Genomic DNA, 22,002 nt, shown 5'->3' with positions numbered 1-22,002 from the left:
GGGATGGACTTCGAAGCCGACCTCGTTCGGGCACTGCAGGAGGACGGGCGTGCGAGCATCCACTCCCTCGCGCTGAGGCTCGGGCAGTCCCGCGCGGCCGTCTCGACACGGCTCCGCGCGATGCTCGCCGACGGCACCGTGCGCGTCGTCGCCGCGGTCGATCCCGCCTTCCTCGGTCAGCACGTGCTCGCGCACGTCTCGGTGCGGGCCGATGGCTCCGTGCAGCCCATCGCGGAGCATCTGCGCGGGCTCCCCGAGACCGTGCTCGTCTCAGCCGTGGGCGGCTCGCACGATCTCGTCACCGAGGTGCGGGTCGGCTCCATGGCGACCCTCCACGAGCTGCTCGCGCGCATCCGCGGGCTCAGCGGCGTCGTGGACATCAGCACCCTGATCTACTCGACGGTCGTGAAGGGCTTCTTCGTCTCGGACTATCAGGGCGACCTCGTGATCGACGACATCGACATGTCGCTGATCGAGATGCTGCAGCGCGACGGCCGCATGAGCTACCGCGCACTCGGCGAGGCGGTCCGCCTCTCCCCCTCCGCAGTCACGACGCGCGTGCAGCGCCTCATCGCGGGCGGTGTCATCAAGATCAGCGCCGTCGAGGCGCGGGGCCTTGCGCACCGGCAGCTGTCGATGGGGGTCGGGCTCAACCTCTCCGGGGAGGACGACGCCGTGATCGACGCGCTGCGCGAGTGGCGCGGCGTCGACTTCGCCGCTCGCACGCTGGGCCGCTTCGACGCGGTCGCGACGCTCGTGGAGCCGACGGCGGGCGCGCTGTACGCGAGCCTCGAACGGCTCCGCACGCTCCCTGGCGTCGCGCGGATGGAGTCGTGGCTGCACCTCGCGGTGCTCAAGGAGGACTACGCGCGGACGCTGCGGCCCGCCGCGCGCTGAGGCCTCAGCCCTCCAGCGGCTGCTCGGCGAGGTGCACGCTGCGCTCGGCGCGCGCGCGACGCCGGACGGGGAGCATCGGGACGAGGTACACCGCGAATGTCACGGCGAACGCGGCGGCGGTCGCGCCGATCGGACTCGGCCAGACATAGGTGAGGAGATAGGACACGAGCGCGCCGACGACCCAGGCGATGATCGCGATCGGGTTCACCCCCTTCGCGAACCAGTAGCGGCCCCCCGAGCTGCGGAGGATGTCGGCGTTGTACGACCCGCGCCGGATGACGTAGTAGTCCACGATCATGATCGCGAACACCGGCACGAAGAACGCGCCGATGACCGTGAGGAACGTCGTGAACCGGTCGAGCAGCGCGAGCCACGTCGAGCCCGCGATCGAGATCGCGCCGAGGATGAGCGCGGTGGGGAGGAAGCGCGGCCGCCAGCCGGGCAGGGAGTTCATGACCGACGTCGTCATCCCGTACACGACCATCGTGTTCGTCGCCATGACCGAGACGAAGATCACCACCGCGATCGGCGCGCCGAACGCCGTCACGAGCGCGGTCGGGTCGAACGGCGCCCCGTCGGCACCCGACAGCAGGATGTACGCGAATGCGGTCGCTCCGAGCGACATCGAAACGATCGTCGAGGTCGCGTAGCCCGCGACCGAGCCGACGACGCCCGCGCGCGAGGTCCGCGCGAGCCGGTTCACATCGGCCGACAGCACGGTCCACGAGATCGCCGTCGCGATGACCATGTCGAGCACGAACACGTGCGTGAGCTCACCGGTCGGCTCGAGCGCGAAGTAGTCCGCCGGAGGGAACGCCGTGAACGCCTGCGCGAACATCCACCCGATGACGATGAGCATGAGCACCGCGAGCCACGGCTCGACCCGGGCGATGCCCTCGTGGCCGAAGATCGCGAGGACGACCACGATCGCCTGGCACAGCACCGAGAACAGGACCGGGTTCGAGAAGCCCGTGAGCTGCGCGACGAGCGCGTCGACCGTCACCCCCGCGAGCATGGCCTGCACCCAGCTCCATCCCATGAGCACGAACACGTTCGCCGCGAGCGGCAGCAGGCTGCCGCGGGTGCCGAACGCGCCGCGTGTCAGCGCCATCGTGGGCAGGCCGGTGCGTGTGCCGATGTTGCCGACGGCCGCGAGCACGGCCACGCCCGAGAGCGTGCCGATCACGATCATGAGAAGCGCGCCGCCGTAGTCGATCCCTGGCACGAACAGCGTGCCTGTCAGAAGAGTCGTCACGACGAGGTTGGCGGCGAGCCAGATCATCCCGACACGCCGGACCGCGAGGGTGCCCGTGACGGGGCCGGTCGCGTCGGCGGGGGTCTCTCGACGGCGTTCGGATGACATCGGCGTCTCCTCGGGGTGCGGCTCAGTGGCCGGGAGGAAGGGGTGACAGGTGCTCGTGGATCGCGACGAGGCGATCGCCGTCGACGCGGAAGACGATGCTCTCGCGCTCGCGGTACGCCTCCTCGCCGACGCCGGTGTCGACCCGGGTCGCCACCGTGTGGCTGAAGACCGCACCGCCGGGGTAGGTCTGCACGAGCGCGTCCGACGACGTGCAGGACAGCACGCGCCATCCCGATTCGGTCCACGACCTCCACAGGATCTCGTACGACGCCCGGTCGTCGAGCCGCGCGGCCTCGGTGTGGAACACGAACGAGGCGTCGGGTGCGAAGCGCGCGAAGTAGCGCCGGGTGTCGGTCGCGGCGAACGCGTCGACGATGGCGGCGGCCGCCGCCGCGACCTCGTCCTCGCCGGGCGTGCGGACGCTCATCGCTCGACCCGGGGCGCCATCGCGCTGATGAGCTCGTACGCGACGTGCGACGCCGCGACGGCCGTGAGCTGCGCGTGGTCGTAGGCCGGCGCGACCTCGACGACGTCGGCTCCGACGATGCGCTTGTCGGCGAGGGCGCGCAGGATGCGCAGGAGCTCGCGCGAGGTGAGGCCGCCCGCCTCGGGCGTCCCCGTGCCCGGGGCATGCGCGGGATCGAGCACGTCGATGTCGATCGAGATGTAGAGCGGCGCGTCGCCGATCCGGGTGCGGATCCGCTCGATCGCGCGCTCGACGCCGTCCTCCTCGATCTGCTCGCTCGTCACGATCGCGAAGCCGAGGCGCTCGTCGTCGACGAGGTCGGACTGCCCGTACAGGGGGCCGCGCGTTCCGACGTGCATGCTCGCGGTCTGGTCGATGAGCCCCTCCTCGCTCGCGCGACGGAAGGGCGTGCCGTGCGTGACGGGCGCGCCGAAGTAGGTGTCCCACGTGTCGAGGTGGGCGTCGAAGTGCAGCACCGCGACCGGTCCGTGGTCGCGCGCGACGGAACGCAGAAGCGGAAGCGCGATCGTGTGGTCGCCGCCGATCGTCACGAGGCGCGTTCCTCCTGCGCGCAGCGCCGTCGCTGCTTCGTCGATCGCGCGGACCGCGTCGTCGATGTCGAACGGGTTCGCCGCGATGTCGCCCGCGTCGGCGACCTGCTGAGCGGCGAACGGCGAGACGCCCTGCGCGGGATTGAACGGCCGCAGCAGACGGGACGCCTCGCGGACGTGAGCGGGACCGAACCGGGCGCCGGGGCGGTAGCTCACACCGCTGTCGAACGGAACGCCCACGACGGCGATGTCGGCTCGGTCCACCTCGTCGATGCGCGGGAGGCGCGCGAAGGTCGCGATGCCCGCGAAGCGGGGGACGACGGATGCGTCGACGGGTCCGATGGGTTCGGTCATGGCGGGTCCTCCTGTGCGGGATCGCCTGGATCCTACGCACGCAGAGGAGGGGCCCGCAAGCGCGGAAATCCAGCACTTGCGGGCCTCAGGAGAAGGAATCTCGGGCAGCTCCGGCGATATCCGCACGAGTGTCATGTTCAGCGCACGGGACGCTGGAGTTCTGCACCCGCCGATCGCCATTCCCCCGATTCTCGGGAGCGGAGACGGCGCGCCGATTCAGAGGTCTTCGGGGGCGAGGTCGCCCTCCCCGTCCTCGCCGAGCTCGGCGACGACCGGATCCTCGTCCTGCGTCTCGGGCTGCACGTCGCTCACGGGGAGGTCGGCCGCCGGGATCTCGTCGTCGTCCGCCGGGATCTCGTCGGGGTCACGGCCGGTCGCCGTCTCCTCGCTCGCCCCCTCCCCCGCATCGCGCGCCTCGGTCTGCTCCCACTCCGCCTGCGCAGGATCTGCGGACGGGTCCGCGTACGCGGTCGCCTCCGCATCCCGGACAGGGCGGATGGCGTCGGGGTCGTCGGTCAGGCGGCTGTCGTTCGCGTCCATGGGGTCCTCCTGTCGGAGCCGGGTGTCGGTACCCGTCCACTCTGCGCGACGGCGCGGTCCGCGCCGAGGGGCTTGATCCGCGACCGCGCGCGTTATCGCCGGCCCTCGTCAGACCTTCGCCGGCGGGAGCCGCTTGGCGTCCTGCGACGGGAAGATCACCTTCTGCACGATGATGATGATGCTCGCCGCCACCGGGATCGCGACGAGCGCGCCCAGCACGCCGCCGAGGGCACCGCCCGCGACGGCGGCGATGACGACGATCGCGCCCGGCACGGCGACAGCCTTGCTCATGATGCGCGGACTCAGCACGTACGCCTCGATCTGCATGTAGACGAGGTAGTACCCGAACGCGATGAGCGCCGTCACCGGCGAGGCGATCAGGCAGATGAGCGAGTTGATGATCGACGCGCTGAGCGTTCCGACGAGCGGGATGAGCGAGCCGATGAACGCGATGAGCGCGAGGAGCGCCGGCATGGGCGCCCCGATGATGCTCAGCACGATGAGGCTGAGCACGCCGTTGATGAGCGCGAGGCTCGCCTGGCCGATCACGTAGCGGCCGACCGCACTCGAGATCTCCTCGAGCACCTCGGTGAAGCGCGCCCGCTGGTAGGCGGGAACGAAGCGCGCCGCAAGGCGCTTCATGCCGCGCAGCGATGCCATGAAGTAGAGCGTGAGGATGAGCACGATCGTCATGCCCGTGACGCCGCCCGCGATGCCGGCTCCGACCGCGACGATGCCTCCGCCGATCTGGGTGAGGTTGGCCGGATCCTGGAGGAAGCTCAGCGCCTGCCCTGCCGCGTCCTCGAACGACGACCCGAACTGCGCGCTCAGCTGCCGATACCAGTCGCTGGCCATGACCTCGCTCACCATCTGCGGCCCGTTGTCGATGAGGTTCGTCACCTGCTGCACGAGCACGGGGACGATCGCGAGCACGATGCCGGCGAACGCGAGAAGCACGCCGGCCACGACGATCGCGACCGCGGCAGGGCGCGGGAGCCGCCGCTCGATCGCGCGGACGACCGGATCGAGACCGAGCGCGAGGAACAGCGCGATCCCGATGTACACGAGGACCGTGGCGAGCTTGCCCACGAGCGACCCGATGAGCAGCGCGACGAGCACGCCGAGCGCCCCGAAGAGGCCGAAGGTGAACGGGCGGATGCGCCAGCCCACGAGCCTCGCCTCGATCGGCCCACGGGGCTCGCTCTCGACCGTCGTCCGCCGCATGGCTGTCTCCCCCGCGCTCGATGCCGTTCCTCTGCCGATCATAGGCGCGCGTGATGCTCAGTCGTCGTCGAGGAGGGCGGCCGCGTACATGGGCCGCGCGGCATCCGCGCTCGGCGGATGGAAGAGGCCCGCCGTCGCGTCGCGGTACAGGCGGCTGAGCTCGCTGCCGTTGTCGAAGCCGCTGCCGCCCGCGCACAGGAGGGCGGTCTCCGCGGCCCTGCGCGCCGCGTGCGACGCGTTGAGCCGCGCGCTCACGAGCCGCAGCGGCCATCCGGCGCCGTGCTCGACGAGCTCGTCGAAGTCGCGCGTGTAGGCCTCGAGCTGCGCGGGCACCGCGAGGTACGCCAGGTGCGCATCGGCGAGGCGCACCCGCGCCTCGGGCACCTCGGCGAACGTCGTGCCGGTCTTCGCCGACCGCCGCCGCTTCAGCGCTTCGGCCCCCAGATCGAGCGCGCGGCGTGCGATGCCCGCGTAGACCGACCCGACGAGCAGCTGGAACGTGCTCGTGATCGCGAACACGAGGAGGTCGGGATGGCGTCCCGCCGGGATCCGGCGAGCGACCCGGTCGGCGCGGAGCGGCACGCCGTCGAGGATCGTCGCACGGCTCTGCGACGCGCGCATGCCGAGCACGTCCCACTGGTCGGAGACCGTGATGCCGGGCGCGTCCCGGTCGACGAAGCCGTACACGAGCACGGGGTCGTCGGGAACGGAGCCGTCGCGTCCGTGCACGATGAGACGCGTCCACACGGGCGAGAGCGACGTGAAGATCTTGACGCCCGTGAGGCGGTACCCGCCGTCGCCATCGGGCTCCGCGACGGTGTTCGACCCCTGAAGCACCCAGTCGTTCGACGGCTCGCTGATGCCGAACGCGAAGATCTCGCCCGCCATGGCCTCCTCGAGCACCCACGCCAGCGACCGGTCGCCGCGCGCGAGCATCGCCTGGACGACGCCCGTGCACATGAGGTGCATGTTGATCGCGAGCGCCGTGGCCGGAGCCGCCCCGGCAAGACGCTGCTGCAGCCGGGAGACGTCGCCGAGGCCGAGGCCGGCCCCGCCGAGCTCCTCGGGGACGAACAGCGTCAGATAGCCGACTGCGCGCAGCTCCTCGAGGTCCTCGTCGAAGAAGCGGTTCTCCCGGTCGTACACGGCGGCGCGCTCCCGGAACCGCTCGAGCAGATCGTCGGGGAGGTACCGCTCGGCGAGCTCAGCATGCCTGCGTTCCCGGTCCATGTGTCTCCTCTCCGCGCGCGATGAGCAGCGCGCCGTTGTGCCCGCCGAAGCCGAACGACGTCGACAGCACGGCGGCGACGTCAGCGCGCCGCGCCGCGCCGGCGACCACGTCCCATCCGGGCTCGGGGTCGTCGAGATTGAGCGTGGGCGGCAGGATGCCGTCGCGGATGCTCAGCGCCGCGATGATCGCCTCCACGACGCCCGACGCGCCGAGCAGATGGCCGGTCGACGACTTCGTCGCGCTGAGGGGGATGGCGCGGGCGCGATCGCCGAGGGCGGCCTCGAGCGCCGCGAGCTCGGCCGCGTCGCCCGCGGGCGTGCCCGTGCCGTGCGCGTTCACGTGCTGCACCCGCTCGGCCGTCACGCCTGCGTCATCGAGGCAGGCGCGGATCGCGGCCGCCGCGCCCGCGCCGTCGGGGCGCGGGGCGGTGGGATGGTGCGCATCGCTCGATGCGCCGAATCCCGCGACCTCGGCGATCGCACGGGCACCGCGAGCCCGCGCGCCGTCGACCGACTCGAGCAGCACGGCCGCGGCACCCTGCGACATGACGAAGCCCGTTCGCCCGCGGTCGAACGGCCGCGATGCCGCCGACGGGTCGTCTTCGTATCCCGTCGCGAGCGCGCGCAGGTTGGCGTTGGAGGCGAGGTTCACGGGTCCGAGGCAGTCCTCCATCCCCACGACGAGCACGGCGTCGGCGTACCCGTGCCGGATGCGGCGCATGCCCTCGCCGATCGCGACGGCGCCGCTCGCGCACGTGGCCGAGACCCCCGAGGCGGCTCCGGTGAGGCCGTGCCTCTGGCTGAGCAGAGCGGCCGCCGCGTCGGGCGCGCCGTGCATCGCGAGAGCGAGCGGGACTGCCCGCGGCCCGCGGGCATCCAGCGCTCTCGTCGCGCGCTGCATGGCGTCGACCGGCCCCGAGCCGGTCGCGGCGATGACACCGACGCGGCCGCCGAGGATGCCGCGCGCATTCGCGTCGTCGATCGCCTCGTCTCCTGCGGCGACAGCCCACTGGAGCACGGCGCTGAGGCGCCGCGCGAGGCCGGGCTCGAGGAGGTCGGATGCATCGAAGTCGCGCACCTGGCCCCCGATGCGGACGGGGAGCTCGGCGAACTCCGGCCCGTCCAGCACGCGGATGGCGCTGCGGCCGTCGGCTACGGCGCGCCACATCGCGGGGACGCCGATGCCGCTCGGCGTGACCGCGCCGGCTCCCGTGATCACGACGCGGCGGCTCACAGGCGCTCCGCCTCTCCGCGCACGACGAGCTCCGTCGCCTCGGCACGCCGGATCTTGCCGCCGACGGTCCGCGGCAGGCGAGCGACCCGGTACCAGCGGCGCGGCACGAACTGGGGGGCGAGGTGCGAGCGCGCGTGCGCCAGGAGCGCCGCCTTGTCGGGTGCGTCGCCCTCGAGGATGAGGGCGACGGCCGTCCCGAGGCGCCCGTCGGGCAGGGCGACCGCACAGGTCGCCCCGACCCCGGCCATCCCGTCGAACGCCCGCTCGACGTCGGGCAGCGCGACCTTGTGGCCCCCGGTCACCGCGATGTCCCCGGCGCGCCCGATGAGCTCGAGACGGCCGCCGATGATCCGCGCCTGATCGTGGACCGTGGCCCACCCCGACGCATCGCGCAGCACGGCGACGGTCGTGCCCGAGACGTAGCCGTCGGAGCATGCGGCGGCGCGCACCCACAGGGTGCCGGGCTCGCCGTCGGGCAGGTCGACGCCGTCGGCGTCGCGGACACGCACGGCGATCCCGTCGTAGACGTCGATGAGCGTGCCGTCGCCGCCGCGGCTGTCGCCGATGAAGCCGATCTCCGCCGCGCCGTAGTAGCTGATCAGGCGCACGTGCGGGAGCGCCGAGGCGAGGCCCGCGCGGATGCGCGCCGGCAGGTTCGCGCCCCCGGTCACGACGAGGTCGAGCGACGCGAGCCGGTCGGGATCCCGCCGAGCCGCGGCGGTGAGCGCCTCGACGACCGCAGGGACCGCGACGACGCGCGTGATGTGCTCGTCGCGGATGCGCCGGGTCGCGTCGAGGGGGTCGAACACGTCGGCGAGGTGCACGCTGCCGCCCGTCGCCAGGCACTCGATCACGGCGTAGAGCGTGAGGCTGTACGAGACGGGGCCCGGCGCGAGCGTCGCGACGCCGGGCAGCGGCTCGAGATGGGCGCCCGACACGGCGACGTTCTCGCGATACTGCCGCCGGGTCTTGAGGAAGGCCTTCGGGTCGCTCGTCGTCCCCGAGGAGAAGAGCATGAGGAACGGCTCGTCGCCGTCGCGCACGGCGGGCGGCGCGGCCGGCCGCGTCTCGGCCTCCCGGCGCCGGACATCCTCGAGCGAGAGGACGACGCCTCTCCAGCCGGCCTCCGCGAGCGCGGCGGCGAGCGCGGGATCGTCGCTCACGACGACGCCGATCCCGGTCGCGACGACGACGCGCACGCGATGCGCGAGCGGCCAGCGCGGGTCGATGACGGCGGAGACGGATCGGTGCCCCGCGAGCCCCGCGACGAGGCGCGCCGTGTGGAAGGCCGAGGTGACGCTGACGGCCGTGATCGGGATGCCCTCCGTCGCGCGCGCCGGGGCGGGCGGATGGTCCTGGGCGCCGTGGAGCGCGTCGACGACCGCGAACACGCGCCGCGAGTCCTCGACGAGCTCGGCGTACGAGAGCCGCTCGCCCTCCCCCGCGATCGCCGTCCGGTCGGGATGCCGCGACGCGACATCGAGGATCGTCGAGGTGATCGGCACGGACCCAGTCTAGGAACCCGTCTGGATGCCGACTCAGCGCCCGCGCGCGAACACGGCGTGCAGGAGCGGGAGCGCGGAGGCCGCCATGAGCCAGCCGCCGAACGCCGCGTCGCCCGCGTGCAGGATCGCCCCGGCGATGAGAAGCGCGCTGAACACGATCGCGGAGCCCAGCCGCCGCGCGAGGTTCTCGAGCCGCGACAGGCGCCGATCCAGCCGCGGGGTCGACACCTCGACGGAGCCGTCCTCGATCCTCCCGATGAGGCCGTCGAGCCGCTTCGGCAGGCGCAGCGCGAGGCCTGCGGCGTCGAGCGCCTCCTTGGCGACATCCTGCACGACGTTGCCGCCCTCGTCGCGCAGCAGCTGCGCGGCGTACGGCTCGACCGAGTCCCACAGGTTGAAGCGCGGGTCGAGCGCGCTGCACACCCCGGAGGTCAGCGACATGGCGCGCACGACGAGCAGGAAGTTCTCTGGCAGCTGGAACGGAATCGCACGGGCGAGATCGCCGAACTCCGCCGCGAAGTCGCGGAACTCACGCGGATCCACCTCGCGGAGCTCGGCGAACCCCATCCCGCCGAAGCGGGCGAAGAGCGCAGCGAGCGCGCGCTCGAGCTCGGCGACATCCGCGGAGGGCAGGAGGGCGCCGACCGACCGGATCGCGTCGACGAGACCCCGGCCGTCGCGGGCCGCCGCGGCGATGAGCGCCTTGCGCAGCCCCGCGCGGGTGCTCGGCGGGACCTCGCCCATCATCCCGAAGTCGATGAAGGTGAGCCGCCACGAGCCGCCGCCCGTCGGGGTCACGAAGATGTTGCCGGGGTGCGGATCGGCGTGGAAGTACCCGTGCACGAAGAGCTGGTCGAACATGACCGAGGCGAACACGGGCGCGACCTCGGCCGGGTCGATGCCCGCCGCGCGCAGCCCGTCGGCGTCGGTGATCTTGATCGCGGTGACGTCCTCCAGGGCGAGGACGCGGCGCGTCGTGCGCTCCCAGAGCACGGCCGGCACCGCGACGCGGGCGTCGCCCGCGAAGTCCTCGGCGAAGCGCTCGGAGGCGGCGGCCTCGTGGAGATAGTCGATCTCCTCGCGGCATGTCTGGGCGAATTCCTCGATGAGCGCGGGCATGTCGACCCGCTCGCGGACGACGCGGACGCGGCGCAGCCATCCCGCGACCCGCCGGAGCGCCGCGAGGTCGGTGTCGACGACCGCATCGATGCCGGGGCGCTGCACCTTCAGGACGACGCCGTGGATGCCCGTCTCGGCCGCGTCGGCCGCGGCGGGGCGCGCGCGGTGCGCCTGTCCGAGCGACGCGGCCGCGATCGGGGCCTCGTCGACAGCCGCGAACGCACGGTCGAGCGGGATGCCCAGCTCGGCTTCCGCGAGCGCGCGGACGTCGGCGAAGGCCACGGGCGGCACCTCGTCCTGCAGGCCCTCGAGCTCGGAGGTGATCTCGGGCGGGAGCACATCGAGGCGCGACGACATGAACTGCCCCACCTTGATCATGAGCCCGCCGAGCTCGACGGCGAGCGCGTGGAAGCGCCGCGCGAAGCGCGTGAGTCGCTGCGTCCTCGTGCGCTCGGCAACGCCCGCGAGGCCGATGCGCGGCAGCACGAGCTCGTACCACCACTCGATCGCGAGGTTCCGCGCCGCGAAGCGGAGGATGCGACGGTAGCGCGCGCGGGAGACGTCGTCGACGGGCGCGCCCGACGCGCCGGCGGCCGCCACCCCGCTCAGTCCTGCGCCAGGATCGCGTACAGCCGGCGCCGTGCCTCGTCGAGCACGTCCACCGCCTGCTGCACCTGTTCAGGCGTGCCGGTGCGGCCGACCTGGGCCGCTGCCTGCGCGAGCTCGAGACCCGCCTTCGGCAGCGCCGTGAACGCCGGGCGCTCAGCGCCCTCGGACGGCGACCCCCACGGGACGGAGGCGCGCGCGGCCTCCTCGCGGCCGGCGTCGGTCATCACGTACGTCTTGCGGCCGCCCGACTCCTCGGCGCGCACGAGTCCCTCGTCGGCGAGGAGCTGCAGGGTGGGATACACCGAGCCGGCGCTGGGCTTCCAGCTGCCGCCCGTGCGCTCCTCGATCTCGCGGATGATCTGGTAGCCGTGCATCGGCTGCTCGGCGAGGAGCACGAGCACGGCCGCGCGCACGTCGCCGCGCCCCATCCGCGTGCCGCCGCGCTTGTCGAACGACGAGCGCAGCTGCTCCATCATCTGCCACATGCCCTCGAGGGGGTTGCCGCCGCCGAAGCCGCCGGCCGGGAACGAACCGCTCATGATCGTCTCCTTCATCTCGAACGATACTCAACGATATGTCGTCGAGAGCGATCGGGGAAGGGTCATCCGTGAGCGATCCGGGCAGCGGTCCGCAGATCGTCGACGAGGCGGTCGAAGGCCGTCTGCCGATCCGTCGCCTCGCGGATGCGCAGCAGGCTCGACGGGTGCGCGGTCACGATCGTCGGCGTCGCCGAGGCGTCCGCCGACTCGAGCACCGTGCCGCGCGCCTCGCCGATCTTCACGGGGGCGCCGAGAACCGACCGCGCGGCGGTTGCGCCGAGCGCCACGATGGCGGATGGCCGCACGAGGGCGATCTCGGCCTCGAGCCACGGTCGGCAGGCGGTGAGATGGCCGACGGCGGGCTTCTCGTGGATGCGCCGCTTGCCGCGTCGCTCGAAGCGGAAGTGCTTGACCGCGTTCGTGCGGTAGACATCCTCATCCGGCACGCTCGCGGCGTCGAGGGCGTCCGCGAGGACGCGGCCCGCCGGGCCGACGAAGGGCTCCCCCTCGAGGTCCTCGCGGTCACCCGGCTGCTCCCCCACGAGCATGAGACGCGCCGCGGACGAGCCGCGCGAGAACACGACCTGCGTCGCGTCCTCCCACAGCTCGCAGCCGCGGCACGTCTCGGCAGCCTGCCGAAGGCCGTCCAGATCTGCCCCCTCGGGAACCCACTCCCCGGCGCCCGGGCGATCGATGTCGGCCATCGCCATCCGTCCGATCAGGCCGCGCGCACGAGCACGCGGTCGTCGTCGACCCTCACCTCCCAGCGCGGCTGCGGCACGCTCGCGGGGCCGCGATCGACGCTGCCGTCGTCGAGGCGGAAGCGGCTTCCGTGCCAGGGGCACGTGACGCAGCCGCTCGGGTCGAGCTCGCCCTCGTCGAGGGGCCCGCCCGCGTGCGTGCACGTGGCCGAGAGCGCGTGGAGCTCACCGCGCTGGCGCACGAGCAGAAGCGGCGTGTCGCCGACCGTCACCCTGTTGAGCTCACCCTCGCGGATCTCGTCGTCGGCCGCGACGTCGTTCCACTTCCGGGTCGTCTTCTGGAACGCGGTGTGGTTGACGCCGATGCCCTTGACGTAGGACAGGTGCCCACCGAGGTAGGCCGACGCCAGCGTGACGCTCACCGCGACGAGACTCAGCGCGACGCCGACCCCCCGGTGGCCGCGTCGGCGCGCCAACCACGATGCCGCCTGCAGCACGGAGGCCGTGCCGTTCGTGGCCGCGTGCACGAGGCCGACCCGCTTGTCGGGTCCGTACGTGTCGGACCAGTCCGCAGCGCCGGCGAGCGCCGTCGGCGCCGAGGCGACGAGGCCGAGTCCGACGAGCTTGCGCGAGGCCTCCGCGCTGTCCTCGCCCCCGAGGAGGTCGAGGGCCGTCGCCGCGCCCCATGCGCCGATCGGCAGGTCTGTCAGGACGGGATGCAGCTGGTGGCCGAGCCACGAGCCCGACAGCGCGTTCTTGACGGGAGCGGCCTTCGTGACGGCCGCGACCCATCCGCTCACCTTCTCGACGATGCCGTCGAGCTCCTTCGCCTTCCCGATGCGCTCGACGAGGTCGTTCACGATCTTGGGTGCCTGCATGTCGTTCCCTCCTTCGTCTCGCGCGTCAGTGCATCGTGTCGGGGTCGGAGTCGCCCATGTGGCCCGGCAGCGTCACCGAGAGCACGCGCTCGACGAACGCCGCGTACTCGTCCATGTAGTGGCGGAGGAACTTCTCCGTGCCCTCGTCGGCGACCTCGCCGTCGTCGCCGTAGACCTCGGGCTTGAACGTGATGTAGGCCTCGGGCGCGTTCAGCTGCGGTGCGTCGAGGAAGCTCAGCACGCTGCGCATCGACGACTGCATGACGGCGGTGCCGATCGCTCCGACCGATGCGCCGATGATGCCGGTGGGCTTGCGGGCGAAGGAGTTCTGACCCCACGGCCGCGATCCCCAGTCGATCGCGTTCTTCAGCGGCGCGGGGATCGAGCGGTTGTACTCGGGCGACACGAACAGCAGCCCATCCGACCCCTCGACGGCGGCCTTGAACTCGGTCACCGCGGGCACCGGGTCCATCTCGTCGTCGCGGTTGTACAGCGGGAGGTCTCGGATGGGGATCTCGGTGAGCTCGAGGCTGTCGGGCGCGAGGCGGATGAGCGCCTTCGCGAGCACGCGGTTGATGGAGTCCTGCGAGAGGCTGCCGACGAGGTAGCCGATCCGATGGGTCATGACACGCTCCTTCTCGTTGCGGGTCACTTCGGTATAGCGCGTCGGCCCCGGCATGTCACGGGGTTGCGCGTTCTCGCCGATGTCGGCATGCGGCCGCGGATGCTCGATGTCGGTGCTGCGTGGAAGGCTGGCGAGAACGACGGGAGGAGAGGGCATGGCAGGTCCAGAGGAGGCGGCGGCGCTCACGCCGGGCGACCTCGCGGAGCTCCGCGAGCTGCTCGTCGCCGAGAGCCGGCGCGCACGCGCGCAGATCGCGTCCCTCACGGGCGCGTTCGACGACATCGTGGGCGCCGCCGACCACACGGCGACCGACGACGAGCACGACCCCGAGGGATCGACGATCGCACTCGAGCGCTCGCAGACGAGCGCCCTGCTCGTCTCGACGCGCGCTCACCTCGCCGACGTCGACCTCGCCCTCACGCGCATCGACGAAGGAGCGTACGGCGTCTGCGAGAGCTGCGGTCAGCCGATCGCCCGCGAACGACTGCTCGCCCGGCCCGCTTCACGCACGTGCGTCGTGTGCGCAGCCCGCGCGCAGCGGCGGCGCTGATCCACCGGATCGCGGGGGCCGTGCCCTCGTCAGGACGCGTCGGCCGGCGGATTGTGCATGAACTCGAGACGGATGCCGCTGTCATCCTCGACGAACGACGCGTAGTACCGGTCGGTGTAGCGCGGGTACTCCTTGGGGTCCCGCACGGGGGTCCACCCCGCGGCGAGCGCGATCGCGTGCATCCGGTCCACCTCCTCGCGCGAGTCGACCGCGAACGCGAGGTGCTGCCATCCGACCCGCCCGTGACGGTGGGGCCCGCTGTCGGGCTCGCGGGGCGGATAGATGATGAACTCCGTGTCGTCGCCGCGCTGCCAGGAGACGGAGCTGCCGTCGTCGAATCCGCACGTGTAGCCGAGCGCCTCGAGGATGGGGTGGTACTGCTCCTTGGCCCGCGCGAGGTCTTCCACGGTGATTCCGAGATGGTCGAGAAGTGCCATGCCCCCAGTGTCGCGGACGACCGCGTTACGCTGTGCACGACGCGAGCGAAGGAGCCGCCATGTCTCGACAGGAAGAGCATCACGTCCCCGCGCCGGGCGAGCCGAGCGTGCCCGAGCTGGAGGACGACGAGACCGTCGCGCCCCGGCCCGAGGAGGAGATCGCCGACGTGCTGCGGGCCGAGCCCGACGTCGAGGATCACACCCGCAGCGCGTAGGCGCGCAAGGGGTTGCCGACCGGCGGGGGCCGCTCGCTAGCCTCGGACGATGGCACTCCAGCGGCTCATCCTCATCCGCCACGGCGAGAGCGTCGGCAACGAGGCGGCGAGCGCCGCCGAGCGTGCGGGCGAGGAGGTCATCGACCTTCCGTACCGCGACGCAGACACACCGCTCTCCCCGACCGGCGAGGCGCAGGCGGCCGCGCTCCGCTCGGCGCTGCGCGCGCTCGGCGCGGGGGATGCGATCGCCTGGACGTCTCCGTATCGACGCGCAGCGCAGACGGCCGAGCGCGCTCTCGCGGAGCTCGGCACGCCCGCGGTCGCCGACGAGCGCCTCCGCGACCGCGAGCTGGGCGTGCTCGATCACCTGACCTCGCACGGCGTCGTCGCGCGGTATCCGTCGGAGGCCGAGCGACGCGACCATCTGGGAAAGTTCTTCTATCGTCCGCCGGGCGGCGAGTCGTGGGCGGACGTCGCACTGCGACTACGCTCGTTCCTCTCCGACGCAACCGGGGCGGCAGCCGCGACCGGCGTCGTGTTCGTGCACGAGGCGGTCGTCCACCTGATCCGGTACGTGCTCGAGGGGTGGGATGAGCGCCGCGTCCTCGCCGCGGCGGTCGAGGAGCCCGTGCCGAACGCATCGGCGACGGTGCTCGAGCGGGCGGACGGACGCTGGCGCGCTGCACGCATCGGCGACGTCGGCCACCTGATCGAGGCGGGCGTCGAGGCGACGCTCCACACCGGGCGCCGGGACGCGCTGCCCAGCGGGGGCGAGATCGACCCCGGGCATCCCGACGACGCGGAGGAGGAATCGCGTGTCTCTGCGGAGTGAGCGGGTCACGCCCCGGCTGCTGCGCGGCTGGCGGCTTCCCGACCCTGGCGACTCGAAGTACTCGCGCGGCACCGTGCTCGTGGTCGGCGGGGCGCTGCGCAGCCCAGGCGCCGCCATCCTGGCCGGAACGGCCGCCCTCCGGGTCGGCGCCGGTCGGATCACGCTCGCCGTGGCGCGCTCCGTCGCACCGTCCGTGGGCGCAGCGGTTCCCGAGTCGGGCATCGTCGCGCTGCCGGAGACCGATCGGGGTTCCGTCCGCGCGGAGGCGAGCGCCGTTCTCGTTCCGGAGCTCGACCGCGTGCAGGCCGTGCTCGTCGGGTCGGGACTCGACGACATCGAGGTCGCGGGGCGCCTGCTCGCGTCGCTCGCGGCCGAGGCGCCGGAGTCGGTCGTGTTCGTCGTCGACGCGTTCGCTCTCGGTGCGCTCGCGGCCGATCCCGACCTCGCCTCCGCCGTTCGCGGGCGCCTCATCCTCACGCCGAGCCCGACCGAGCTCGGCGTGCTGCTCGACGAAGACGAGGTGGATGCCGGGGATGCGCGCGAGATCCGGCGAGCGGCCCGCGAGGCGGCCCGCCGATACGGAGCGGCGGTCGCGACGCAGTCGCTCGTGGCCGATGCGGATGGCAGCGCCTGGGCCATCCGCGCGGGCGGAGCGGGCCTGGGCACCTCGGGAAGCGGCGACGTCCTCGCGGGCGCCGTCGCGGGGTTCGCCGCCCGCGGGGTCTCCCCCGCTCGCGCCGCCGTGTGGGCCACGTACGTGCACGCGACCGCGGGCGACGAGCTCGCACGCGGCACGGATGGCGTGGGCTTCCTCGCCGGAGAGCTCGCGCCACGGTTCCCCGGGGTCATCGCGGACGTGAGGTGACAGCGACATGAGCACTTCGATCGACCTGAGATATCCCTTCGCAGGTCGTTGGCTCGTGCGGAACAGTCCGGCGAACCGGGTTCCCAGCCACGGGACGCGGCTGTTCGCGACGGACTACGCCATCGACTTCGTTCCCGTCGACGAGACCGGGCGCACCGCCCCGATCACCCTCGGCTCTCTCGTGAAGCCGGAACCCGTCGACAGGTTCCCCGGATTCGGGCGCCCCATCCTGGCGCCTGTCGATGGCGTCGTCGTGGCGGTGCACGACGGCGAGCCGGATCACCCTGCCTATCGCGGGCTGCCCTCGCTCCGCTACGCGCTGACCCAGCGGCGTCGCGCCAGGGCCGGCTGGATCGCCTTGGCCGGAAACCACGTCCTGATCGAGAAGCGCGGCGTCATCGTCGCGCTGTGCCACCTGCGTCAGGGCAGTGTCGCCGTGCGCCCGCGGCAGGAGCTGCGGATCGGTGACGTGCTCGGCGAATGCGGGAACTCGGGAAACAGCACCGAGCCCCACGTCCATGTGCAGGCGCTCGACAGCCGCGACATCGAGCGAGCCGGTGCCGTCGGCATCACCTTCAACGGCATGCTCCCCGCGAACGGCGAGGTCATCGACGCAGACGCGCATCCCCGAGCGCTCGTTCCCCCGTCGGGCTCGTGAAGCTCCGAAGACCCTGCGCGAATCCCGGCGAGCCGGATGCGCTGTCGCGTGCGCCGTTAGCGTGGCGGTGTGGAGCGTGCGCAGAGGATCCCTGACGGCCCGTCCGCACGCCCCCGCACCTTCGTGTTCGACATCGTCGGGACGCTGACCGACGAAGTGGGCACGGTGCAGAGGGTCGTCGCGGAGGTGCTCCGCCTCTCCGACGCCGAGTCGCTCGCCTTCGCACGTGAATGGCAGGCGGGGCTCGAGTCCGAGGTCGACGCCGTAGTTCGCGGCGAGCGCGACTGGGCCGACTACGAGTCGCTGAGGTCGGAGGCCCTGAGCGGCGTGCTGCAGGAGCGGCGGTATCGGCCGGGGCGCGCACAGCTCAAGGCGCTGAGGCGGGTCGGATGCTCTCTGGCCGCTTTCCCGGGTGCCGCCGACGAGCTCACCGCGCTCGCGGAGTCCGCACGCGTCGTCGGGCTGACGAACAGCACGCTCCCGGCGGCATCCGCGTTCTCGGCAGCGGCAGGGCTGCGGTGGCACGCTCTGCTCTCGGCCGACCTCGTCCGGGCGTTCAAGCCGCAGCCCGAGGCGTATCGCTTCGCGATCGACGCCCTCGGGCTCATCCCCGAGGAGTGCGTCTTCGTGGCTGCGCATCCGTGGGATCTCGACGCAGCGAAGGGGTTCGGGTTCCAGACCGCGTACTACCCACGCCCGCGTGCCGACGCGCCCGCGGCGTCGGACGCGTACGACTACACGATCTCTTCGCTCCTGGAGCTCGTGAGCTGAGCCGCGCTGCGGCCTCGAGGTCGCTGCGCACGCCGCCTCGCGGCGCGCGTCAGTCCCGCGACGACGCGTTGACGCTTCCCGAGCGCTCCTGTCCGCTGAGTGCGGCGATGGCAGCCATCATGCGCTCGGTGATCTCACGGCGCGCCTTGCCGTCAGGCATGCCTTCGAGGTCGGTGAGGTCAAGCGGCTCGCCGAAGCGCACCTCGAGTCGCGGCCTCCCGGGGAGGAGATGGCTGAACGGCGCGACGGTCCCGGTTCCGATGAGGCCGACGGGCACGACGGCGGCGCCGGTGTCGCGGGCCATCCATGCCGCTCCGCCGTGGCCGTCGTGCAGCTTGCCGTCTCGCGAGCGGCTGCCCTCGGGGAAGACGGCGAAGACGCTGCCTGCCCGGAGGATGCTGCTTCCCGCGTCGAGCGCGGCGCGGGCGTCGCGTCCGGTGGCGCGCTGGACGGGAACCCCGCCGATCGAGGTGAAGAACCAGCGCTTGGCGCGGCCGAGAGCACCGGGGCCGGTGAAGTACGCCGACTTGATGAGGAACTGCACGGGCCGCGTCGCGGAGGTCGGGATGATGACCGTGTCGAGCGACGCGAGGTGGTTGCTCGCGAGGAGCACGGGGCCGCTCGCGGGCACATTCTCTCGGCCGACGACGCGCGGGCGGTAGAGCAGCCAGAACAGGGGACGAAGGATGACGCGGCCGATGAAGTACACGGCGCCGGGGCGCGGAACCGGCGCCGCAGCGGGAGTCGGCGAGACGGGGGCTGGCACGTGGTCACCCTATCCGGGCCGGGCGCCGATGGCGGTCAGGAGAGCCCCGTTGACGCCGGACCTCTCGCGGCGTAGCGTCGAATTCATACGAAGCATGTTCGTACGAATAGGGAGCGCGCCATGGACACCGACGTCCTCATCATCGGCGCGGGGCAGTGCGGCCTCGCCCTCAGTCGCGAGTTGACGCGACGACATGTGGCTCACGAGGTCGTCGATGCCCGCGAGGCACCCGGCGACGTGTGGCGCGACCGCTGGGACTCCCTGCGGCTGTTCACTCCCGCGCGATTCGATGCCCTTCCCGACCGCCCGTTCCCGGCCGACTCGGCATGGTACTGCCCTCGCGGACGCGAGTTCGCCGACTACCTCGACGACTATGCCGAGGCCATCCGCTCTCCCCTGCGGATGGGCGTGCGCGCGACGCGCGTCGTCGCCGCGCCGGCCGGCGGATTCATCGTGGGCCTCGAGACCGCTCGCGGCGCGGCGGAGATCGGCGCGCGGCGCGTCGTGATCGCGACCGGCGGTCATGCCGAGCCTCGGGTTCCCGCCGAGGCGGCCGACCTCGACGCCGGGATCGTGCAGGTGCATTCCGGTGACTACCGCCGCCCAGAGGATCTGCCCGGCGAGCGCGTGCTTGTCGTGGGGTGCGGAGCGTCGGGCGTGCAGCTCGGCATCGAGCTCGCGCGCAGCGGGCGTGAGGTGACGGTCGCCGGGCGCCCGACCCCCGCCATCCCGAAGCCTCTGCTCAAGGTCGCGGGCGCGCTCTGGTTCGCGTTCCTTCACCACCTCCTGACGCGTGCGACGCCGATCGGGCGCAAGGCGGCGCCGCGTGCGCTCCGGGCGGGCGCGCCGCTCATCGGCCTCAGCGCGCGGGCGCTTGATGAGGCCGGCGCCACTCGAGCGCCGCGGTTCGTCGCCGCGGTGGACGGTCAGCCGGCGCTCGCCGACGGACGCGTCGTCGCGGTGGACACGGTGCTCTGGGCGACCGGATACCGCCCGGCACTGGACTGGATCGAGGGCCTGCCCCTCGACGAGCTCGGGCTGCCGGAGCATCGTCGGGGCATCTCGACGGTCATCCCCGGCCTCGCGTTCCTCGGGCTGCCCTTCCAGTTCGGGCTCACGTCGACGCTCATCGGCGGAGCCGCTCGGGACGCCGCGCACGTCGCCGCGGAGATCGCGGGATGACCGGCGGGATGAGCACGACGTGACGCCGCGTGCATACCGCTCCCCCGTCCGGGCCGAGCGCGCCGGCCGCACCCGCGCGGCGGTGATCGAGGCGGCACGCCATCTCCTCGTGACCGAGGGATTCGACCGAACGACGGTGCACAAGATCGCCGCGCGCGCCGGCGTGAACGTCGACACGATGTATCGGGCGGTAGGACGGAAGCCCGACGTGATCCGCGCCGTCGTGGAGTCCGCCCTGTCCGGCACGGCGGAGGCGGTGCCGGCTCATGAGCGCGACTACGTCCTGCGGATCAGGGCCGCGGCGACGGCGGGCGAGAAGCTCGACCTCTACGCCGGAGCCGTCACCGCCATCCAGAAGCGACTCGCACCCGTCTTCGCTGCGCTCAGCGACGCCGCTCGCACCGACGACTCGTGTCGGCGGCTGTGGGATGAGATCTCGGAGCGCCGCGCGCGGAACATGCGCGACTTCGCCGCCGACCTGCGCGCGACGGGCGAACTGCGGGACGACCTCGACGACGAGGCGGTAGCGGATGTCGTCTGGAGCATGAACGCCCCCGAGTACTGGAATCTGCTGGTGGGGGCACGCGGATGGCCCCCCGAGCGCTTCCGCGCCTGGCTCGCGGATAGCTGGAGGCGCCTGCTGCTGGTGTGAGTCTCGCTGGGCGCGTGCCCCGCAGATCAGTCCGCGTGGGCGCTCAGGAACGGGATGACCGCGTCGATGACGGCGGCGGGATTCTGCTCGGCCGGATAGTGGCCCGCTCCCGGGAGGACACGGCCGGTGACGTCGTTCGCGAGGTCCCTCATCCCCTCCTCGACGGCGCTGTCCATGCCGAACTCCCCGCCGAGCGCGAGCACCGGCGTGCGGATCGGGTCGTCGGCGATTCGACGAACGGCACGCGCGTCCACTTCCGCAGTGCGGTAATAGGAGCAGAAGCAGGCACGAATCGCCAGCATCGAGGATCTCGGTTTCGCCCGGTTCGTGAAGTTCTATGACCCTAGCAACAACTTTCTCGGTGCGATCGAGTTCTCCGAGGAAGCCAGCACCCCGAGTTAGTGTGCTGCGCGGCTCTCCGTCGCGACTATTCGCTCCGACTCCGCACCAGAGGCAGGAACGGTGGCACGGAGGACCCACCCATCCGCGGTAGCTTCTGATTGCAGCTGCCCTCCGTGGTGGATGAGGCGCTGGCGGGCGCGCACGAGGCCACGGCCTCCCCCGCTGCCGCAGACCGCTCCGCTCGCCAACGGCGTCGAGACGTTCTTCACGACGAGCTCGACGGTTTCGGGCTGACGAAGGATCTCCACGCTCGCGGAGCGTGGGTTCGGGGCGTGCTTGAGGATGTTGGTGACGGCCTCTATCGCGGTCTCCGTGAGCGCCCGATCCGCAGCCGGCGTCGCACCGAGCGGAGTGCGAGGCGTGGAGACACGCGTGGGGATGTGGGCATCTTTCAACAAGGCTCCGAGGGATGTCACGACGTCGACGACGTCGCCCTCATACCGTGTCGGGCATGAACCCGCGCCGCCAGCACTGGTGTCGCGGATCAGAGACAGCAGGGACTGGATTCTCTCAAGCGCCTTCTCGGCGGAGTCTTCGATCGTCGAGAGGGACACCTGCCGTGCTGCCTCGTCTGGCTGGCGCGGCAGTGCGCGGGCGTGGAACAGCACGAGCGTGAGATCGTGCGCGATCCCGTCGTGCAGCTCATCGGCGATCCGCTCCTGCTCCTCCCGCGCCAGCGTCTCGAGATCTCTCACAACGCGGGCACGTTCGGAGGCGAAGATCGCCTCCCGTGCTGAGACGAGCCGAAAGGTGAGACCCGCTAGGCCGTGTTGCTGAATGTGGGTGTGGAGCCTTTGGGTGATTCTTGAGTCGTGTCGCGAGATGTCATCACGGACG

At 72.2% G+C, this 22,002-nt stretch carries 26 protein-coding genes; 9 read left to right on the top strand and 17 right to left on the bottom strand.

Translation table 11 applies throughout. The features are described from left to right. Positions 1–3: 3 nt before the first annotated feature. A complete protein-coding gene (locus ACWXWW_RS02615) occupies positions 4–897 on the top strand; it encodes an Lrp/AsnC family transcriptional regulator (RefSeq protein WP_271173337.1) in 894 nt (297 codons plus the stop codon). Positions 898–901: 4 nt separating this feature from the next. Here the strand turns inward: ACWXWW_RS02615 and ACWXWW_RS02610 are convergent, their stop codons facing one another. The 13 genes from ACWXWW_RS02610 to ACWXWW_RS02550 form a co-directional block, all read right to left on the bottom strand. Beyond that, positions 902–2,260 carry a purine-cytosine permease family protein gene (locus ACWXWW_RS02610; protein WP_455968577.1) on the bottom strand — a complete coding sequence of 453 codons (1,359 nt, stop codon included), beginning with the start codon at positions 2,258–2,260 and terminating at the stop codon, positions 902–904. 22 nt (positions 2,261–2,282) lie between these two features. Next, entirely contained in the window at positions 2,283–2,687 is a 405-nt protein-coding gene (locus tag ACWXWW_RS02605; RefSeq protein WP_455968575.1) for a nuclear transport factor 2 family protein, read from the bottom strand. Then, a complete protein-coding gene (speB, locus tag ACWXWW_RS02600; protein ID WP_271173340.1) occupies positions 2,684–3,631 on the bottom strand; it encodes an agmatinase in 948 nt (315 codons plus the stop codon). The genes ACWXWW_RS02605 and speB overlap by 4 nt, the downstream gene beginning before the upstream one ends. Positions 3,632–3,847: 216 nt before the next feature. Then, complete coding sequence (locus ACWXWW_RS02595; protein WP_324011842.1) at positions 3,848–4,171, bottom strand: sugar ABC transporter ATPase; 324 nt, start codon at positions 4,169–4,171, stop codon at positions 3,848–3,850. Positions 4,172–4,279: 108 nt separating this feature from the next. Next, the gene (locus tag ACWXWW_RS02590; RefSeq protein WP_455968574.1) at positions 4,280–5,395 is read right to left on the bottom strand and encodes an AI-2E family transporter; all 1,116 of its coding nucleotides are present in this window, start codon (positions 5,393–5,395) and stop codon (positions 4,280–4,282) included. A 57-nt stretch (positions 5,396–5,452) separates the two neighbouring features. Beyond that, on the bottom strand, positions 5,453–6,625 hold the full coding sequence (locus tag ACWXWW_RS02585) for an acyl-CoA dehydrogenase family protein (RefSeq protein WP_455968573.1): 1,173 nt from the start codon (positions 6,623–6,625) through the stop codon (positions 5,453–5,455). After that, positions 6,600–7,859, bottom strand: a complete 1,260-nt coding sequence (locus tag ACWXWW_RS02580; protein WP_455968572.1) for a beta-ketoacyl-[acyl-carrier-protein] synthase family protein — start codon at positions 7,857–7,859, stop codon at positions 6,600–6,602. Before ACWXWW_RS02580 ends, ACWXWW_RS02585 begins: the two co-directional genes overlap by 26 nt. Further along, positions 7,856–9,364, bottom strand: coding sequence for a class I adenylate-forming enzyme family protein (locus tag ACWXWW_RS02575; RefSeq protein ID WP_455968571.1), 1,509 nt, complete (start codon positions 9,362–9,364; stop codon positions 7,856–7,858). The genes ACWXWW_RS02580 and ACWXWW_RS02575 overlap by 4 nt, the downstream gene beginning before the upstream one ends. Positions 9,365–9,397: 33 nt before the next feature. Continuing rightward, a complete protein-coding gene (locus ACWXWW_RS02570; protein WP_455968569.1) occupies positions 9,398–11,083 on the bottom strand; it encodes an ABC1 kinase family protein in 1,686 nt (561 codons plus the stop codon). A gap of 5 nt (positions 11,084–11,088) precedes the next feature. After that, positions 11,089–11,631, bottom strand: a complete 543-nt coding sequence (locus ACWXWW_RS02565; protein WP_271173347.1) for a PadR family transcriptional regulator — start codon at positions 11,629–11,631, stop codon at positions 11,089–11,091. Between the two features lie 62 nt (positions 11,632–11,693). Beyond that, positions 11,694–12,335, bottom strand: a complete 642-nt coding sequence (locus ACWXWW_RS02560) for a UdgX family uracil-DNA binding protein (protein WP_455968567.1) — start codon at positions 12,333–12,335, stop codon at positions 11,694–11,696. A gap of 14 nt (positions 12,336–12,349) precedes the next feature. Further along, positions 12,350–13,210, bottom strand: a complete 861-nt coding sequence (locus ACWXWW_RS02555; protein WP_455968566.1) for a Rieske 2Fe-2S domain-containing protein — start codon at positions 13,208–13,210, stop codon at positions 12,350–12,352. A gap of 25 nt (positions 13,211–13,235) precedes the next feature. Continuing rightward, entirely contained in the window at positions 13,236–13,835 is a 600-nt protein-coding gene (locus tag ACWXWW_RS02550) for an NADPH-dependent FMN reductase (RefSeq protein WP_455968565.1), read from the bottom strand. A gap of 154 nt (positions 13,836–13,989) precedes the next feature. On the opposite strand from ACWXWW_RS02550, the gene ACWXWW_RS02545 reads away from it, so the two are divergent. Then, positions 13,990–14,385: a TraR/DksA family transcriptional regulator gene (locus ACWXWW_RS02545; RefSeq protein WP_455968563.1), complete on the top strand. Its 396-nt coding sequence runs from the start codon at positions 13,990–13,992 to the stop codon at positions 14,383–14,385. Between the two features lie 29 nt (positions 14,386–14,414). Here the strand turns inward: ACWXWW_RS02545 and ACWXWW_RS02540 are convergent, their stop codons facing one another. Then, complete coding sequence (locus ACWXWW_RS02540; protein WP_324011859.1) at positions 14,415–14,822, bottom strand: VOC family protein; 408 nt, start codon at positions 14,820–14,822, stop codon at positions 14,415–14,417. A gap of 59 nt (positions 14,823–14,881) precedes the next feature. Here ACWXWW_RS02540 and ACWXWW_RS02535 point away from each other — a divergent pair, with 59 nt between their 5' ends. The 5 genes from ACWXWW_RS02535 (at position 14,882) to ACWXWW_RS02515 (ending at position 18,163) form a co-directional block, all read left to right on the top strand. Further along, positions 14,882–15,037, top strand: a complete 156-nt coding sequence (locus ACWXWW_RS02535) for a hypothetical protein (protein ID WP_271173353.1) — start codon at positions 14,882–14,884, stop codon at positions 15,035–15,037. 49 nt (positions 15,038–15,086) lie between these two features. Then, positions 15,087–15,869: a histidine phosphatase family protein gene (locus tag ACWXWW_RS02530; protein WP_455968562.1), complete on the top strand. Its 783-nt coding sequence runs from the start codon at positions 15,087–15,089 to the stop codon at positions 15,867–15,869. Continuing rightward, entirely contained in the window at positions 15,853–16,734 is an 882-nt protein-coding gene (locus tag ACWXWW_RS02525; RefSeq protein WP_455968561.1) for an ADP-dependent NAD(P)H-hydrate dehydratase, read from the top strand. The genes ACWXWW_RS02530 and ACWXWW_RS02525 overlap by 17 nt, the downstream gene beginning before the upstream one ends. Positions 16,735–16,741: 7 nt before the next feature. Beyond that, positions 16,742–17,392: a M23 family metallopeptidase gene (locus ACWXWW_RS02520; RefSeq protein WP_455968560.1), complete on the top strand. Its 651-nt coding sequence runs from the start codon at positions 16,742–16,744 to the stop codon at positions 17,390–17,392. Between the two features lie 69 nt (positions 17,393–17,461). Next, positions 17,462–18,163, top strand: coding sequence for a haloacid dehalogenase type II (locus tag ACWXWW_RS02515; RefSeq protein ID WP_455968559.1), 702 nt, complete (start codon positions 17,462–17,464; stop codon positions 18,161–18,163). A gap of 49 nt (positions 18,164–18,212) precedes the next feature. On the opposite strand, the gene ACWXWW_RS02510 is transcribed toward ACWXWW_RS02515, so the two are convergent. Continuing rightward, positions 18,213–18,929: a lysophospholipid acyltransferase family protein gene (locus tag ACWXWW_RS02510; RefSeq protein ID WP_324011864.1), complete on the bottom strand. Its 717-nt coding sequence runs from the start codon at positions 18,927–18,929 to the stop codon at positions 18,213–18,215. A gap of 120 nt (positions 18,930–19,049) precedes the next feature. On the opposite strand from ACWXWW_RS02510, the gene ACWXWW_RS02505 reads away from it, so the two are divergent. After that, a complete protein-coding gene (locus tag ACWXWW_RS02505; RefSeq protein WP_455968557.1) occupies positions 19,050–20,111 on the top strand; it encodes a flavin-containing monooxygenase in 1,062 nt (353 codons plus the stop codon). Positions 20,112–20,130: 19 nt separating this feature from the next. Further along, positions 20,131–20,763 carry a TetR/AcrR family transcriptional regulator gene (locus ACWXWW_RS02500; protein ID WP_455968556.1) on the top strand — a complete coding sequence of 211 codons (633 nt, stop codon included), beginning with the start codon at positions 20,131–20,133 and terminating at the stop codon, positions 20,761–20,763. A 26-nt stretch (positions 20,764–20,789) separates the two neighbouring features. Here ACWXWW_RS02500 and ACWXWW_RS02495 read toward each other — a convergent pair whose 3' ends face one another. Both ACWXWW_RS02495 and ACWXWW_RS02490 read right to left on the bottom strand, forming a co-directional pair. After that, positions 20,790–21,017 carry an alpha/beta fold hydrolase gene (locus ACWXWW_RS02495; protein WP_455968555.1) on the bottom strand — a complete coding sequence of 76 codons (228 nt, stop codon included), beginning with the start codon at positions 21,015–21,017 and terminating at the stop codon, positions 20,790–20,792. A gap of 144 nt (positions 21,018–21,161) precedes the next feature. Continuing rightward, positions 21,162–22,002 (bottom strand): sensor histidine kinase (locus ACWXWW_RS02490; RefSeq protein WP_455968553.1); only part of this gene is annotated, 841 nt, incomplete at its 5' end.

The organism is Microbacterium sp. KNMS, assembly GCF_053851835.1.
This window is presented reverse-complemented; position numbering and strand designations above follow the sequence as displayed.

Coding starts and splice junctions, on each gene's coding strand:
- ACWXWW_RS02615 (WP_271173337.1), top strand. CDS start 4: ATGGACTTCGAAGCCGACCTCGTTCGGGCACTGCAGGAGGACGGGCGT.
- ACWXWW_RS02610 (WP_455968577.1), bottom strand. CDS start 2,260: ATGTCATCCGAACGCCGTCGAGAGACCCCCGCCGACGCGACCGGCCCC.
- ACWXWW_RS02605 (WP_455968575.1), bottom strand. CDS start 2,687: ATGAGCGTCCGCACGCCCGGCGAGGACGAGGTCGCGGCGGCGGCCGCC.
- speB (WP_271173340.1), bottom strand. CDS start 3,631: ATGACCGAACCCATCGGACCCGTCGACGCATCCGTCGTCCCCCGCTTC.
- ACWXWW_RS02595 (WP_324011842.1), bottom strand. CDS start 4,171: ATGGACGCGAACGACAGCCGCCTGACCGACGACCCCGACGCCATCCGC.
- ACWXWW_RS02590 (WP_455968574.1), bottom strand. CDS start 5,395: ATGCGGCGGACGACGGTCGAGAGCGAGCCCCGTGGGCCGATCGAGGCG.
- ACWXWW_RS02585 (WP_455968573.1), bottom strand. CDS start 6,625: ATGGACCGGGAACGCAGGCATGCTGAGCTCGCCGAGCGGTACCTCCCC.
- ACWXWW_RS02565 (WP_271173347.1), bottom strand. CDS start 11,631: ATGAGCGGTTCGTTCCCGGCCGGCGGCTTCGGCGGCGGCAACCCCCTC.
- ACWXWW_RS02560 (WP_455968567.1), bottom strand. CDS start 12,335: ATGGCCGACATCGATCGCCCGGGCGCCGGGGAGTGGGTTCCCGAGGGG.
- ACWXWW_RS02555 (WP_455968566.1), bottom strand. CDS start 13,210: ATGCAGGCACCCAAGATCGTGAACGACCTCGTCGAGCGCATCGGGAAG.
- ACWXWW_RS02550 (WP_455968565.1), bottom strand. CDS start 13,835: ATGACCCATCGGATCGGCTACCTCGTCGGCAGCCTCTCGCAGGACTCC.
- ACWXWW_RS02545 (WP_455968563.1), top strand. CDS start 13,990: ATGGCAGGTCCAGAGGAGGCGGCGGCGCTCACGCCGGGCGACCTCGCG.
- ACWXWW_RS02540 (WP_324011859.1), bottom strand. CDS start 14,822: ATGGCACTTCTCGACCATCTCGGAATCACCGTGGAAGACCTCGCGCGG.
- ACWXWW_RS02535 (WP_271173353.1), top strand. CDS start 14,882: ATGTCTCGACAGGAAGAGCATCACGTCCCCGCGCCGGGCGAGCCGAGC.
- ACWXWW_RS02530 (WP_455968562.1), top strand. CDS start 15,087: ATGGCACTCCAGCGGCTCATCCTCATCCGCCACGGCGAGAGCGTCGGC.
- ACWXWW_RS02520 (WP_455968560.1), top strand. CDS start 16,742: ATGAGCACTTCGATCGACCTGAGATATCCCTTCGCAGGTCGTTGGCTC.
- ACWXWW_RS02505 (WP_455968557.1), top strand. CDS start 19,050: ATGGACACCGACGTCCTCATCATCGGCGCGGGGCAGTGCGGCCTCGCC.